Here is a 15,139-nt window from a genome sequence, read left to right as displayed (position 1 = left end):
TTTCTTTCACGGGATCGAAGTCCTGAGCGAACTCGAGGCAGATTTGTTTCACTGAGCGCACACTATGAACGATTCGTCATATTTCCGTGGCCTCATCGTCATGTGCATTCGATATGGTTGATAAGAAAGCTTCTTTGCTACAACAGGAACCTGTAAGACCTGTCAAATGAACAAAACTTCATCCCGTTTCGACCCTCCTTATCCGAGCCAAAACCCGCTGATTCGCGTCTCAACCAAGTACAAGGCGGCTCGTTCTTCTGAGACCCATCAGGTGTTCTCGCGCGCTGCAATCCGAATCAAAGAACACAGGCTGGAGAGGACACGAGTGCCAAGAGAACCGCAGTTTGACGACAACAACGCGGCTTCATTGCAAGAGTCGTTTCGCGCATCCTTGCCGCTGCCCTCGCTCCTCGATCCGGGCTTTGAAGATGCTCTGCGCCACGTGCTCTCTAATCCCGGCAGCATGGTCCGTCCAAAAATGGTCCACCGCGTAGGCTCCGCCTACAATCTGGACACCGAATCCGCGCACAACATTGCCATCGCCCTGGAGTATTTCCACACCGCATCGCTGATCTTCGACGACATGCCCTGCATGGATAACGCCGTAGAACGTCGCGGCGCACCGTGCGTACACGTGGAGTTCGGCGAAGCCACCGCCATCCTCACGGCGCTTGCTCTCATCAACCGCGCCTATGCTCTCATGTGGCGTGCCGTCGCAGCTTGCCCACAGGACGGGAAGAATCACGTAATGACCTACATCGAGGAGCGGCTCGGCGTTGCAGGTCTGTTGAATGGCCAGAGTCTCGACCTTCACTACTCCATGCTGCCCCATACGCGCGAAACCACCGAGCGCATCGCACGCGGCAAAACCGTTTCTCTCATCCGCCTCACACTTGTAGTTCCCGCAATGCTAGGCGGCGCCCCCGCGCGCGAGATCCAGTTGCTTGAGCGCATCGCCGTCTGCTGGGGCCTCGGTTATCAGACCATTGACGACCTCAAGGACGTTCTCCAGAGCGCGAATGAAACCGGTAAGACCGCCGCCCGCGACGAACTCCTCGACCGCCCAAATATCGCCAGCGCCATTGGCATCTGCGGCGCCGTCGAACGCCTCGAACGTCTTATGCGCATCGGCGACCTCACGCTCCACCGGCTGCTTATTCACCGCCCGGCCCTGTCGTTTCTATCGAAACTCCGCAGCGACCTCGAAGGTGAACTGCGCCAGGTAACCGATAGCGCCTGCGAGATGGCCGAGGAGGCAGTCGCGAGAGAACGGGCATGATCTTCCTCAAGTTGATCCTCACTAATCTCCGCCGCCACCGCATCCGCTCGTTCATCAGTATCGCTGGAATTGCCTTCTCAGTAGCCGCCATGCTCACAGTGGTCACCATCCTTCAGGGTGCCATCGGCATGTTCTCCAGCATTCTTTCGAGTGATAGCGAAGTCATCGTCTTCGAGCGCAACGTCTCCGATCTCTTCTTCAGCAATGTTCCAGCGGCCGTCGCCGGCGAAGTTTCAAGTTGGCCCACGGTTGCTCATGCCGACCCTGTTCTCTTCGGCATCGTTTCCAGCGCGGACCATCCCATCATTACCTGCTTCGGTGTTACGCCCAGCGATGCCCGCATTCGCAAAGCCACTTGGCTCGCAGGTGATCGTATTCTCTTCGGCAACAACAACGAAGATGTCGTCCTCGGTTCACGTGCCGCCGACTTCCTCAACGCCACCGTCGGAAGCCGCGTTCCCATTGGACACGGAACCTTCCACGTAATCGGCATATTGAAAACTGCCAATGGTTTTGAGGATGGTGGAGTCTTCATGCCTCTCGCGGCCGCACAGAGCTTCTTCCACAAAGACGGTTCATCCGTTGTAACCATCAAGCTTCACAACAAAGAGGACGCTGCTGCCTTTAAAGCCCAGGTCAAGGAGAGCTACCCTAACCTCATCGCGCTCGAAGACACCGAGTTTCAGCATTCCTACTCGCAATTCAAGATCCTCAAAGCCACCGCCTGGGCTGTGGGCGGATGCGGCCTCATTCTGGGCGGACTGGGTATTGCGAACACCATGATCATGTCGGTCTTCACACGCATTCGCGAGATCGCCATCCTCCGCGTCAACGGCTTCAGCAACACTCAGATCGCAGCAATGATCTTTGGGGAATCCTCTTGCGTCGCAGCGTTCGGTGCATTCGCTGGCCTCATCATTGGCCTCACGGCGCTCTTCACGCTCAAGCATGTTCCCGCCCTCGACGGCTACGTTGACGCCTCCATCAGGCCGCTTCTCATGTTCATCGTGATTGTGCTGGCACTGCTTACCGGCATCGCCGGCGCTCTGTATCCGGCTGTTTATGCCATGCGCATCCGTGCGGTGGAGGCGCTTCGATTCGAATGAGCAGCCTCACCACAAATCCCGCTCGTAACGGCCAACTAGTCCTTCGCGCGGAAAACGTATGGAAGACATACGACGATGGCGCGATCACCGTGCTGCGCGGCGTCGACTTTGAAGCCAGCAAGGGGGAAACCATCGCGCTCTGTGGCCCATCCGGCTGCGGTAAAAGCACGCTGCTCCATCTCTTCGGCGGACTCGACGCTCCCGACAGCGGTCGCATCGCCGTCAACGGCATCGAGGTCAACCGCCATCGCGACCTGCTCAAGCTGCTGCGCCATGAAGTAGGCTTCGTGTTTCAGCTTCACAACCTCATTCCCGACCTTACGCTTGCGGAAAACTGCCTCATCCCCACCGTGGCAGCCGGAACCAACCGCGCCCTCGCCAATCAGCGCCTGCAAGAACTGGCTGAGCGCACAGGTCTCACGCACCGGCTCAATCAGAAAATTCAAAAACTCTCAGGCGGCGAGCGCCAGCGCACTGCAATCTGCCGCGCGCTTATGAACCACCCCAAAATTCTGCTGGCCGACGAACCCACCGGTTCGCTCGACGAGCACACCAGCGCCACTGTCTTTCAGCTTCTGCTCGATGTCGCCGCTAACGAAAGTGTCACCCTCCTGATGGCGACTCACGATCGCGGCCTCGCCTACCGCTGCGATCGCTTCGTCGAAATGCATGACGGGAGGATCTATGAACCTCGCACCGTCTAGCGTTCTGGAACCGCCCGCACCAACATCGTTAAACACGAACGCGATCGCGCACGAGCCATCGCTTGCGGATCCCTCCAACCCATCCCATCAGGCAATCCTCACCGCGCACCCCATCGCCGCCGCTGCCTGGCATGCATTTCTGTGGCTCGTCGCTGGCAACGTTATCGGCGTCATGCTCGCGCTGCTTCTGCTTCTGCCTTCACTGAACGCTGTCCTTGGCGAGTGGACCTATGGCCGCTGGATGATGGTCCACGTCAACATCCTTCTTTACGGATGGTGTGGCCTGCCCATGCTCGGCTGGCTCTTCCGCATCTACGGCGCCGATCGCGGCCCTACCGCCGCGTGGTGCCGCCCCGTGCTGTGGACATGGTCGGCCGCGCTGTTCGTCGGATCGCTGACATGGCTAGCCGGCCACTCCAGCGGCAAGCTCTTCCTCGACTGGTCTGGCTATGCGCGTTTTGCATTTCCTGCTGCCATGCTTGCGCTCTGGCTGCTTCTCGCCGTCTCTGTTGTTCTCGCCTGGAACTCCGCGCGCAATAGATTCTGGTCCGCACACGCAATCAAGATCATCGGCCTCGCTATTCTTCTTGCCGTTCCCTTCGCCATCTATGTCGCTTCAAGCCCCGGTCTCTATCCCGCCATCAATCCGTCAACGGGCGGACCCACCGGCGAAAGCCAGCTCGAGTCCTCGCTCGGAGTCGTCGCCATCCTGCTGATCGTTCCCTTTGGCGTAGCCCGTCGCGAACCTGGGCGCCAATGGCCTCTTATCATTTCCGCCATCGTCTTCGCCGCAGAGGCGCTCTTGTGCCTATCGATGTACCGCGGAGACATCAGCCATCGCCTGCCCTCTCAATATCTCAGCCTCGGCAGCCTACTCGCCTGGCTACCGCTCGTGCCCGCATATTATGCAACCTTTCAGTGGCACGAGAACACTCGCTCGTGGCGCGCTGCTCTTCTCTGGTGGTGGGGTTTTCTCGTCGTTTCCGGCTGGATCATGTTCCTTCCCGGCGTTCTGGACCACTTCAAATTTACCGACGGTCTCGTCGGTCACTCGCTGATTGCAGTAGCGGGGTTCCTCACTGCGCTCCTCGCTGTGGTCCTGGTTCAACTCCTCGGCGACGACGGATGGATTCTCACCCGCCGCTGGTCGTTTCACATGTGGAATTGGAGCGTCCTCGCCTACGTTGTGATCATGATGATCGCAGGATGGATTGAAGGCAACGACGCCGCATTCACCAGCGCTCCAGGACAATTACGCAACCTTCTCTACACGCTGCGTCTTGTCACCGGCATTCTCATGCTCATCGCATCCGCAGAGTGGCTCGTCGCGACGTCAGCGCTTCTCCGTGCACACGGATTCAACGCATCTGAACATACTCATGAGGTGATCGCATGAAAGACCTCTATCTGCTTGTATATCAACTAATCGCCGGGGCCTCCGACACATCCACTGGCGTCTTGCTCATCGCGGCGCCCGTGTTCACCATTCGCATGATGGGCATTTCAGTTCCATACGACGCAACACCCTTTCTCTCTTTCATTGGAGCGTTCGTGCTCGCCGTCGGATTGTCTTATCTCTATGGTGCGCTACTCGTAAGGCGTACCGGCGGCGTACCCCGGCTTGAAGCTGTATGGCTTCTTACGGCAATCATTCGCAGTTCCGTGGCTATCTTTGTTCTTGCCGCAGTCCTGAATCACACCCTCGCCCCAGCATGGTTGAGCATCGCGGTCTTTGACGGCATCTGCGTTGTCATCCAGGCGCGAGGACTCCGCAGAGGTTGGTTATCGCATGCTACTCGCTAAATTGCGCAAATCTGGAGTGCAAGGTGTAGGCCTCATTGCCGTCACCTATGTCTACTTCCTGATCTTTGCGCAGTTCGCATTTATTCATCGTCTCGATGCACTCGGCATCACCGGCGCTCACTTGAAGTCTGTGATGGCCGCAATGGCCGTCGGCGGCATCCTTCTCAGCTTGCTCGCCCCGCGCGTCTCATCTCTTGCATCCGCTTCACGGCGCATGCAGCTTGCTTTCTGCGTCACAGGGATCGCCGCACTCCTCACCCTTGTTCCGCTTACAGTCACCGCCGCAATCGCCGTATCCTTCCTCATCGGCGCCGGGCTAGGCTTACTAACCGTCACCCTGGTAACAAACCTCCGCCAGTGGACCGGCGATCGCAGCGCACTACTCAAAGTCGGCATCGGCACCGGAATCGGATATTTTCTCTGCAACATCCCATCGCTCTTCACAGCCTCGCCGCAAGCCCAGTCCGCGACCGCTGGCCTGCTCTGCCTGGTGGGCATCGTGGTGGCGAATCTCACTATCGAACCGATCTCTGATCCAGTATTGTCAGAACCTTCGTTGCTGACAAACTCCTCGATAATTCCGTTCGTGCTCGTCGTCGCCTCTTTCGCAGCACTCATCTGGCTCGATTCAGCAGCGTTCTTCATTATCCAGAACACGACCGTATTGAAAGCAGGCACGTGGCAGGGCTCTGCCCACCTCTGGGCTAACGGCCTTATCCATCTCGGTGCTGCGCTGCTCAGTGCATTCCTACTGCGTCGCCGCGGTTTATCAATAGTTCTTGCAGTTGCTGTTGGGGCGCTGGCCTTTGCCTGCCTGCTTCTGCTCGATCCCGCTCGCGCTCTCACTGCGTCTGTCTTCTATCCCATAGGCGTGTCGCTGTACTCGGTGGCGCTGGTCGCTTATCCATCGCTGCTGTCCTCTGCCACGTCCCCCGCTCAACGAGGGCGACAGGCGGGATGGATTTACGCCATTGCCGGTTGGATAGGCTCCGCACTCGGCATCGGCATGGGCCAGAATCTAGGACACGTACCGCCCGCGTTTGTTGCCGTTGCATCTGCCGTGGTTCTTTTCCCTGTGCTCGTCCATATCTTCCGTCACCGTCCACGCGAACTCGCTCTGACCGCCGTTGTGCTTCTCATCGCGCTCGTCGTCTATCGTGTTCAGCCTTCCGCGCCCGTTGCCGCTTCGCCTACCGCTGTTGAACGTGGCCGCCTCGTCTACATCTCCGAGGGATGCATCCACTGCCATTCGCAATATGTCCGCCCCAACACGGCCGACGTCATCATGTGGGGACCGGTGGAAAGCGTCGACCAGGTGCATCAGCAGCGGCCTCCGCTGATCGGCAATCGTCGTCAGGGACCCGATCTCATGCAAGTCGGCGCTCGACGTTCTGCGCTCTGGCTCAAGATGCACCTTTTCGATCCGCGCCAGGTCAGCGGCTCGTCGATCATGCCGTCTTATGCATTTCTATTTCAAGATAGAAGAGGCAATGATCTGGTTGCATATCTGGCAAGCCTTCAGAATCCCGCAGCTCAGCAGCACATCGCCGACGAGCAGCAATGGCACTTGCCTGCCAAAGCAGTCGCAGCCGCAATTCCGGCTGATGGACAGCAACTCTATAACCGTTACTGTGCCACCTGCCACAATGCCGACGGTCGCACGCGCATCAAGTGGCAATCTGAATTTACGGAATCCCCGGCAATTCTCACCACAGGCGCCACGACGGCGGGCAGCAGCACGGGATCGCAGTCCGCGCGCATCGATCACCTTGCCCAGATCATCAAGTTTGGTGTTCCTAATTCCGATATGGCCGGTCATGAATATCTGCCCGACAAAGATATTGCTTCACTCAGCACGTGGCTCGCGCAAAACACGCCGCGGCCGGCACAAAAACAATAGTCGTACTTAACTTCAGGAGAAAGAATTATGAAAGACCTTTGCTGCTCCGCTATTTTCGTTTCGGCGCTGCTTTTTGCCTCCAGCGCCTTCGCACAACATCAGACCTTCACCGTCGATCCCGCTGCCAGTCAGGTTGCATGGGCACTCGGCGGCAGTGGCCACCACGTGAACGGAACCTTCCACGTTCAGAGCGGGGCAATCGATTTTGACCGCACCGCGCACACCATCTCCGGCTCCGTTGTGGTTGCGGCAGGCAGCGGCAACAGCGGCGAAGCCAGCCGCGACAAGAAGATGAACAAAGACGTACTTGACGTCGAACACTACGCTGAAATTACATTTGTTCCGCAGAAATATGAGGGCGCGATCGCTCCCACCGGCGATTCCACCATCCAAGTCTCCGGCACGTTCACGCTGCATGGCACGCCGCATGACCTCACCGTCCCAATGCAGATTCACATAGACGGCGGAGCCCTCAACGCCAAGACCCACTTCGTCATTCCCTATGTCCAATGGGGCTTGAAGGATCCAAGCTGGGGCTTTCTCAAAGTAGCCAAAGAAGTCGACATCGATCTCGCGCTGAGCGGCAAACTGACGCCTGCAAACTAAGACGAAGCTCGACGAGTCCAGTGGGTGTCATTCTGAGAGAACGGGGCCCCAAACGTACCAGGGGCCCCAAAGAGCGATTTAGCTCTTTGGGGTAGGTTTGGGGGTGGTGAACGAAGAATCTGCTTCTCACCATTTCGCGCAAAAGCGGCGCATGCCTCGCACGCGCCGCCCATAAGTCTGCCGAAACTTATCCGCTACAAGCTATCGTCCCAGATACGCTCGATATTGAAGCTCGATCACGCCCGCTGCCCGCGCCAATGCCAGCTTCGCAAGGTTGTACTGGTACAAGCTGCGCACGTAATTCGTCTGCGCCGAAGCCAGTGAAGACTGTGCCGTCACCAGCGGTAGATTGTCATCCACACCTGCACTCACGCGATCGGTCTCATCGTTCAGTGCCTGCGTCGCCAGATCGACATTCGACTTCGCTACATCCACCAGCTTCTTGGCTGCGTCGGCATCCAGCAACGCGGACCGTACCTGCTGGTCGATCTTTCCCCGCAAATCGTCGAGCTGCGCATTGATCGACGCCAGTTGTGCTGCCGATGCGTCCACCTCTCCGCGAATACTTGCCTCGCGAAAAATAGGTACATTTAGCGTTCCCACCGCGTTGAAAACGCCGTGGCTCGGGCTGCCGTTCACTTTGTCCACGCCGTAGTATCCGCTGAAACTCAAGCTTGGTAGCCGCTGTGCCTTGTATGCCGAATGCAGCGCGCGCACCTCAATCACCTGGTTCTGCAGATTCTGATAGTCCTGACGATTCTTGTAAGCAATCGCGCGCACCTCTGCCGGCGTCTGTTCAGCCAAGTCCGTATACGGCGCCGGATCGATCAACACGATCTTCTGTCCCGGATCAATCCCGATTTCGCGTTTCAGCAGGATCAGGTCCTTCTCTTCCGCATTCTGCGCCGCAATCAAAGCCTGCTGCTGCGACTGCAACTGTACCCTGGCGCGAAGTTCCTCCAGGTTTGCCACGGTCCCTGCTACGTGCGCATCGTGTGCGTGTTGCAGGGCCACTTCATCGGATTTTGTAAGCGCTGTTGCATTGTCCACTTCGCTGGCATCTGCGATCGCACGCAAGTACGCAGTCGCAACCTGCTGCACAACTTCGCCACGTGCTGACATCTTCTGGAAATAGGCAGACTTTGCGGCCGCGCCCGCCGCCTTCCATCCCGCAATCACCACACCCGAAAACAGCGTCTGACTCAATGAAAGTTGTCCCTGCGTCAGGTCGTCCTTGGTAATCAGCGACACGCCCGTTGGCAGTCCGTTAGGAAACAGGCTTCCGAACTGTTTCAACACCCCGGGCCCGAATCCCTGTGCGGCGAGGTTGTGCTGGAAAACACCCGTACCCCCGCTCAGGTTGATCGTCGGTAAAAACTCCTGCAGCGCCTGATTCTTTTCCCCTTGAAAAAGCTTCTCGCCACTTTGGGCTTCCCTCAGCCCAAGATTGTTCTCAAACCCACGCCGGATCGCATCGTCCAGCGACAACTTCAACGGCTCGTCACTAATCGCATGTGCCGTCACGCTGCCATAAAAAGGATTCGTAGTCGAACTGGGATTCTGGCTGGGATACCCACTCTGAGCGCACGCCATCACAGCCGATCCCACAGCTGCCGTACACACCAATCCAGCAACCCAAAGACGCGCAAATTGCCGAGCTTCTTTCACATCCATCATTTTCTCAGATGATCGAGCAGCGGTAAGGATTCCCCATCACAGCCAAAAAATAGTGAAACCGGGGCGAATGAGCTCATTCGCCCCGGAATTCGGCCTAAATCTGCTGCCTTGCCCACCTCCCGCGCCGAAACAGCACCATCCCTGCCGCCGCGATGCTACATTCCGCAATCACGATCGAGAGAAATGCACCTTCCGCGCGCCAGTGCATTGTCACCGCCAGCCACCACGCCAGCGGCAGCTCCAGCACCCAGAAGCCGAAGAAGTTCACAATCGTCGGCGTCAGTGTATCGCCAGCTCCGTTGAAGGCCTGCAGCATCACCATTCCATAGGCGTACCCGATGTTGCCGCAGCTGAAGGTGCGCAGTGCAATCGCCGCAATCGGCACCACCGCTGGATCGGACACAAACAGCTTCACTACCGGTGTGGCAAAACTGAAGAAGAAAATCCCGATCGCCCCCAGGAACAGCATGTTGTAGAATCCCGTCTGCCACACCGCCTGCGCCGCGCGGTCAGGTCTTTTCGCGCCCAGGTTCTGCCCCACCAGCGTTGCCGCCGCATTGCTCAATCCCCAGGAAGGCAGAATGAAGAACACCACGATCCGAATCGCGATCGTATATCCCGCAACTGCGGCCGCCCCAAAGATCGAGATGATCCGCACCAGCACGATCCAGCTTGCATTTGCAATCGCAAACTGCAAAATGCCGGTGACGGAAACACGCAGCAGTCGCATCATCACGCGCACGTTCAAGCGCAGGTGCCGCACCAGGATGTGGATTCTCTCCGTCCCTTTCAGCAGCCGGTAGAACTGATACAGTACGCCAATCGAACGACCCGTGAATGTCGCCAGTGCGGCGCCCGTCACGCCCATGCGCGGAAACGGGCCAAGCCCGAAGATCAAGCACGGATCCAGTACCAGGTTGATAATGTTTGACACCCACAGCAGCCGCATCGCAATCGCTGCGTCCCCTGCTCCACGAGATCGCGTTATTCAGGAAGAGCATGATGATTGCGCCGCAACCGCCTAGCGCAATCCGCGCATAGCCCGACCCAGACACGACAATCTCCGGCGAAGCGCCCATTGCACGCAGCAACTCCGGTGCGTAGATCCCCGCAGGAATGCCGAGCGCCAGCGAAATCGCCACTCCCACCACGATCGCCTGCACACCGGCAATCGCCGCATCTTCAGGATCTTTCTCGCCGATGCGCCGCGCCACCATTGCTGTCGTCGACATCGATACGCCCAGACCGATGGCAAACACCAGCGCCAGCATCGACTCCGTGATGCCCACCGTCGCCACTGCATTCGCGCCCAGCCGCCCCACCCAGAACACGTCTGTTACAGCAAACAGCGATTCCAGCACCATTTCGAGAACCATCGGAATGGCGAGCAGCAGGATTGCACGATTTAGATTTCCAGTTGTGTAGTCCTGGTGCGAACCACTCAATGATTCGCGCACCGAAGACCAAAAGCCGCGATCCTCTTCCGAGGACGGAGGCACTAACCACTCAAGAACTGACATTCGAAAGCTCCACGATGACGCGAATGCACACGTGCACGCGCCATGAGCGAAGGGGTTATGCTGCGATCAGTTTGTGATTTGCAGAATTACCCCAGGTCTGAATTCAACCTCGGGGGCGCCGCTAGTTGGCGGCAGTGCAGGGAAAAACCCGAGGCAACGTTCAGCGCGAAGGTCGAATAGCGACAGGCATGAACATTGTTTCCTCCAATAGCTGGTGAGACCAGCGGGTCTTCAGACTATAACCCGATTTCGGTCGAAACTTCCAGCAAAATCGGACGCAGCATCCTGCTTGCATCTCATACCAATTCCGGAACGTTTAAACGCCATGCCTCTTCCGTGCAGTTGCCGCATGGTTGGATATTCTTTATCCTTGCCGCACAAGATCAATCCCATGCGCAAGTCTCGCGAAGTCCATCTCACCGTTCTCGCCGCCGTCGCTCTCTCCATGACTGCATGTCGCACCCAGCACCGCGACTGCATTGATAATCAAGGCCGCAAGGAGCCGGACTCCTACTGCGACGTAACCGGCGGAGGCGGAATTTACCACTACGTTTACGGCGGTTCCAGCGGTGGACATCTCGGCGATTCAGTTATTGGCGGCAGCACCACACCGCGAGGTGGATTCGGCGGCATCGGCGGTGAAGGTCACTCCGCAGGAGGCGAGTGATGCGCCGTCGCACTTTGACTCCGCGCGCAGACTGGCAGAAGCGCGTAGAAAAGATTGGCCTCACCTATCACACCCTGGCCGATGGCACGCCCTATTGGGATGAGTCCGCCTACTGGGAATTCTCCGCCCGCGAGATCGATCGCCTCGAAGCCGCGACAAATGAAATTCAGCGCCTCGCCCTCGCTGCCGGCGACATCATCCTCAATCAGGATCGCCTCACACAGATGGGTATTCCTGAAGCAGCCCACGCTGCCATCCGTTCTGCTTGGAACGCGGAGCCGCCCGCGCTCTACGGACGACTCGACCTTGCCTATGACGGCGACACGATCAAGCTGCTCGAGTACAACGCCGACACGCCAACGGGTCTCGTCGAAGCTGCCGTCGCGCAGTGGTATTGGCTGCAGGATTGCTTTCCCGACGCCGATCAATTCAACTCCGCGCACGAGAAACTCATCGCCAAGTGGAAAGACCTCAAGGACTACACCACCAGCCCGATCTACTTCGCCGATGGAGGCAGCGAAGAAGATCGCATGACCACGGCGTATCTCGAAGACACCGCGCAACAGGCCGGCATCAAGACGCGTCACATCCAGATGCAGCAGATCGGCTGGGATGCCAGGCACGCGGCCTTCGTCGATCTCGACAATCATGCGATCGGCACGCTCTTCAAGCTATACCCGTGGGAGTGGCTTCTCTCCGAGCCATTCGCTCCGCAAGCCCTCTCCACTCTTCCGCCTGCATCGGCCCTGCGCGAGTACGGTCCGCGTAAAGACCGCCGCACCTGGGGCTCTACGCTCTGGATCGAACCCATCTGGAAGATGATGTGGTCTAACAAGGCGCTGCTGGCGATCTTGTGGGAACTGAATCCGGGTCACGAATTTCTCCTGCCCGCATATCTCGATGGGCCGCGCGAATTGACCAGCTATGTGCGCAAGCCTTTCTTCGGCCGCGAAGGGCAGGGAATTGCAGTCATTCGCGATGGCAATGTCATCGAAGGCGCTCCAGGGTCAGGCACTGCGGAAAACTGCGTCTACCAATCCATTGCGCCCATGGCCAATGCTGGAGGCAAAACTGCCGTCTTCGGCTCCTGGCTAATCGATGGCGAATCAGCAGGCATGGGCATCCGCGAATCCAAAGGTCTGATCACGAATAACACCAGTGCGTTTGTTCCACACCTCTTCCGATAAGAATCCGCATGCTTACTTTTGGACTCAGTTCCAATTCCTGATCCTTTCTTGTCCTCACCGAGGCAGACATTACTGAAGGACAGGCGAAAGAAAAGAGTAGTAATACCCGGGGGAGGGGGCGCAAATCCGGTACTCCGCCGGCGCGTCGCGCTGCTCCTCGGATTTGTTTCTACACATGTAAATATCTTGCTCGCCAGGGCGAAAATTTCATGCAAAATGCAGCGGATATTTTGTGCCAGAAGAATCAATGAGTTGAGAGGTTAACCTCCGTCTGTCGGCTTGACAAAAAACAAAGCCCGTTGACTTTGTTGTGCCGACGAGCTTTGCGGATCTTAAAGAATCCTGGTTTCGGTTTTAGTTTGCCGCTATTCTTCTTCTTCCACCGGCCGCTTCGCATTCGCCAAGATCTTGTCGGCTACGAGTTGCGGAACGATGTCGTAATGGTGCATTTCCATTCGGTAGCTGCCCTTGCCCTGTGTCATCGAAGTCAGCAACGTGCCGTAGGTCAGCATCTCCGCCATCGGCACCTCGGCGTTGATCACCGTCGTGCGTCCCTTGGACTCCATGCCCTGCACGCGCCCGCGCCGTCCGTTGAGATCGCCCATCAGAGTGCCGGCGAATTCATCCGGGGCTTCGACGGCAATCTTCATTACGGGTTCGAGGAGGCAAGGCTTGGCCTGCTCCATCGCTTTGCGGAAGGCCAGGCGACCGGCCTTCTTGAATGACATTTCGTTGGAATCGACATCGTGATAGCTGCCGTCGTACACGATGACCTTGAAATCAACCACGGGATAGCCAGCGAGATAACCGCGTGCGGCGGATTCGACGACGCCTTTCTCAATGGCCGGGATAAAGTTGCGCGGAATGGCTCCTCCGAAAACTTCACTGGCAAACTCGAAGCCGCCACCTCGGGGCATCGGCTCCATGCGAATCTTGCAATCGCCGAATTGCCCATGGCCGCCGCTCTGCTTCTTGTGCCGGCCCTGCGCGTCGGCCTTGCCGCGAATGGTTTCGCGATAGGGAACCTTCGGCGCCTTCAGCGTAACCTCGGCGTGATAGCGCTTCTTTAGCCTTGATACGATGGCTTCGATGTGCGGTTGCCCCGCGCCTGCAATTAGAAATTCGTTCGTCTGCGGATCGCGGAAGAATCGAATCAGCAGGTCTTCTTCCATGAGCTTGTGAATTGCCGGTCCCAACTTGTCTTCATCCGCGCGGCTCTTCGGTTCAATGGCGTACGTCATTGCCGCTTCGGGAAGCGGGGCGAGGTCGATCTGAATGTCGCCACCCTTTGCTCCCAGCGTGTCGCCTGTCAGAGTCTCGCGCAACTTGGCCACTGCACCAATGTCGCCGGCATGCAATTCGGTAACTTCGACGGCCTTGCGTCCCTGCATGACGCTCAGGTGCGAGAACCGCTCCTGACCTCGACGCGTGTAGTTTTCAAGGGTCGCATCATTCTTCACCACGCCGCTTACGACTTTGAAAAAACTGATGCGGCCCGAAAACGGATCACTCATTGTCTTGAAGACGACCAGCGCTGTGGGTTCGCCATCTTCCATTTTGCGGAAAGAGACGCCGCTGCCTGCACCTGCATCGCTGCCACCGCCATTGGCCGCTACGGCCTGCATCGACGATGTCTTTACTGGCATCGGCGCGCGCTCTGTCGGAGATGGCGCGTACACCTTGATGAAATCCAGCAAATGATCCGTAGCTACGTTCGTTCCGCCGCTGGCAAACAAGACAGGGAAGATGCGGTCTTCGCGGATTGCCTCATGCAGCGCGGTAATCAAATGCTGCTCCGGAATCGTCCCCTCGGCGAAGTACTCTTCCATCAACTCGTCTTTGCCTTCGGCAACGAGTTCCACCAGCGCCTCGTGTGCTTCCTTCGCCTGCTGTGCAATGCTCGCCGGGATTTCGCCTGTTATCTTGCCGCGTCCGTCACCATTAGGCGTGTAGTAGAACGCCTCCATCGTCACCAGGTCCACAACACCGTGAAAACCCTGTGCGTCTGAAATCGGCAACTGCACCGGAACGCAAGTGCGTCCCCAACGCTCATGCAAATCCTCAATCAGCGCGCTCAAGCCGCCGCCGCCACCCGCCTTGGGATGGTCCATCTGGTTGATCACCACAAAGCGGGGAACGTTCGCCTCATCGGCGTACTTCCACACCCGCTCTGTCACCGGCTCGATGCCATGCTGGGCATTTACCAGAACACATGTTGCCTCCACGGGCAGCAGCGATGCGCGCGCCTCGTGCGAGAACATGTGAAATCCCGGAGTGTCAACAAAATTGATCTTTACCCCTTGCCACTCTGCAAACGCGACAGCATTTTGCATGGTCGTGCCGCGTGCAATCTCTTCTTCGTCATAGGCGGTCACGGCCGTGCCGTCTTGAACTCTACCTTGTGCTGGTGTCATCTTGGCGGCATGCAGCAGCGCGGAGATTAACGTCGTCTTACCGCTCTGAGCATGCCCCACTACAGCTACGTTGCGGATCTCACTTCCCTGGTACGTTTTCATGGTTTACCTCGTCTTGGATTAGGTCTTTGAGTTTGCGAAGGTCCAACCCAGGTCTCAGACTCGAGACCTGGGGCACCCAGTGGAGAGTTGTAGAGCGGGTGGCACAGGGACATCATGTAGGCGTCCGTGAGGACGTCAACGCGTCCGGGTTGCCGGGCTCGAGGGCCCAGTCTG

Annotated in this window: 12 protein-coding genes and 1 pseudogene; 9 read left to right on the top strand and 4 right to left on the bottom strand. The window is 57.9% G+C overall.

What is annotated here, in order from left to right; genetic code table 11:
* The first annotated feature begins 325 nt into the window (after positions 1–325).
* From P8935_RS00610 to P8935_RS00580, 7 genes are read left to right on the top strand one after another with little or no spacing between them, the layout of a single operon-like run.
* Positions 326–1,279, top strand: a complete 954-nt coding sequence (locus P8935_RS00610; RefSeq protein WP_348263071.1) for a polyprenyl synthetase family protein — start codon at positions 326–328, stop codon at positions 1,277–1,279.
* Positions 1,276–2,385, top strand: a complete 1,110-nt coding sequence (locus P8935_RS00605; RefSeq protein WP_348263070.1) for an ABC transporter permease — start codon at positions 1,276–1,278, stop codon at positions 2,383–2,385. Before P8935_RS00610 ends, P8935_RS00605 begins: the two co-directional genes overlap by 4 nt.
* Entirely contained in the window at positions 2,382–3,089 is a 708-nt protein-coding gene (locus P8935_RS00600; protein ID WP_348263069.1) for an ABC transporter ATP-binding protein, read from the top strand. The genes P8935_RS00605 and P8935_RS00600 overlap by 4 nt, the downstream gene beginning before the upstream one ends.
* On the top strand, positions 3,070–4,485 hold the full coding sequence (locus P8935_RS00595; protein WP_348263068.1) for a hypothetical protein: 1,416 nt from the start codon (positions 3,070–3,072) through the stop codon (positions 4,483–4,485). The genes P8935_RS00600 and P8935_RS00595 overlap by 20 nt, the downstream gene beginning before the upstream one ends.
* Positions 4,482–4,892, top strand: a complete 411-nt coding sequence (locus P8935_RS00590) for a hypothetical protein (protein WP_348263067.1) — start codon at positions 4,482–4,484, stop codon at positions 4,890–4,892. Before P8935_RS00595 ends, P8935_RS00590 begins: the two co-directional genes overlap by 4 nt.
* Positions 4,879–6,792, top strand: coding sequence for a cbb3-type cytochrome c oxidase subunit II (locus P8935_RS00585; protein WP_348263066.1), 1,914 nt, complete (start codon positions 4,879–4,881; stop codon positions 6,790–6,792). Before P8935_RS00590 ends, P8935_RS00585 begins: the two co-directional genes overlap by 14 nt.
* Before the next feature lie 27 nt (positions 6,793–6,819).
* Positions 6,820–7,398: a YceI family protein gene (locus tag P8935_RS00580; RefSeq protein WP_348263065.1), complete on the top strand. Its 579-nt coding sequence runs from the start codon at positions 6,820–6,822 to the stop codon at positions 7,396–7,398.
* Between the two features lie 201 nt (positions 7,399–7,599).
* Here P8935_RS00580 and P8935_RS00575 read toward each other — a convergent pair whose 3' ends face one another.
* The 3 genes and pseudogenes from P8935_RS00575 to P8935_RS00565 form a co-directional block, all read right to left on the bottom strand.
* Positions 7,600–9,066, bottom strand: coding sequence for a TolC family protein (locus P8935_RS00575; protein WP_348263064.1), 1,467 nt, complete (start codon positions 9,064–9,066; stop codon positions 7,600–7,602).
* 103 nt (positions 9,067–9,169) lie between these two features.
* Positions 9,170–10,024 (bottom strand): MATE family efflux transporter, encoded by an 855-nt coding sequence (locus P8935_RS00570; protein WP_348263063.1) that lies wholly within the window; start codon positions 10,022–10,024, stop codon positions 9,170–9,172.
* A 70-nt stretch (positions 10,025–10,094) separates the two neighbouring features.
* Positions 10,095–10,439 (bottom strand): annotated as a pseudogene (locus tag P8935_RS00565) (MATE family efflux transporter); the annotation flags it as partial.
* Positions 10,440–10,986: 547 nt separating this feature from the next.
* Here P8935_RS00565 and P8935_RS00560 point away from each other — a divergent pair.
* Together P8935_RS00560 and P8935_RS00555 are read left to right on the top strand one after the other, a co-directional pair.
* The gene (locus P8935_RS00560; RefSeq protein WP_348263062.1) at positions 10,987–11,262 is read left to right on the top strand and encodes a hypothetical protein; all 276 of its coding nucleotides are present in this window, start codon (positions 10,987–10,989) and stop codon (positions 11,260–11,262) included.
* Positions 11,262–12,449 carry a glutathionylspermidine synthase family protein gene (locus P8935_RS00555; protein WP_348263061.1) on the top strand — a complete coding sequence of 396 codons (1,188 nt, stop codon included), beginning with the start codon at positions 11,262–11,264 and terminating at the stop codon, positions 12,447–12,449. Before P8935_RS00560 ends, P8935_RS00555 begins: the two co-directional genes overlap by 1 nt.
* 365 nt (positions 12,450–12,814) lie before the next feature.
* Here the strand turns inward: P8935_RS00555 and fusA are convergent, their stop codons facing one another.
* Positions 12,815–14,965, bottom strand: coding sequence for an elongation factor G (fusA, locus tag P8935_RS00550; protein WP_348263060.1), 2,151 nt, complete (start codon positions 14,963–14,965; stop codon positions 12,815–12,817).
* Positions 14,966–15,139: the final 174 nt, after the last annotated feature.

It is taken from the genome of Telmatobacter sp. DSM 110680, assembly GCF_039994875.1.
Taxonomy (GTDB): Bacteria; Acidobacteriota; Terriglobia; order Terriglobales; family Acidobacteriaceae; genus Telmatobacter.
The sequence above is the reverse complement of the archived record's forward strand: the minus strand, read 5'-3'. Positions and strand labels throughout refer to the sequence as shown.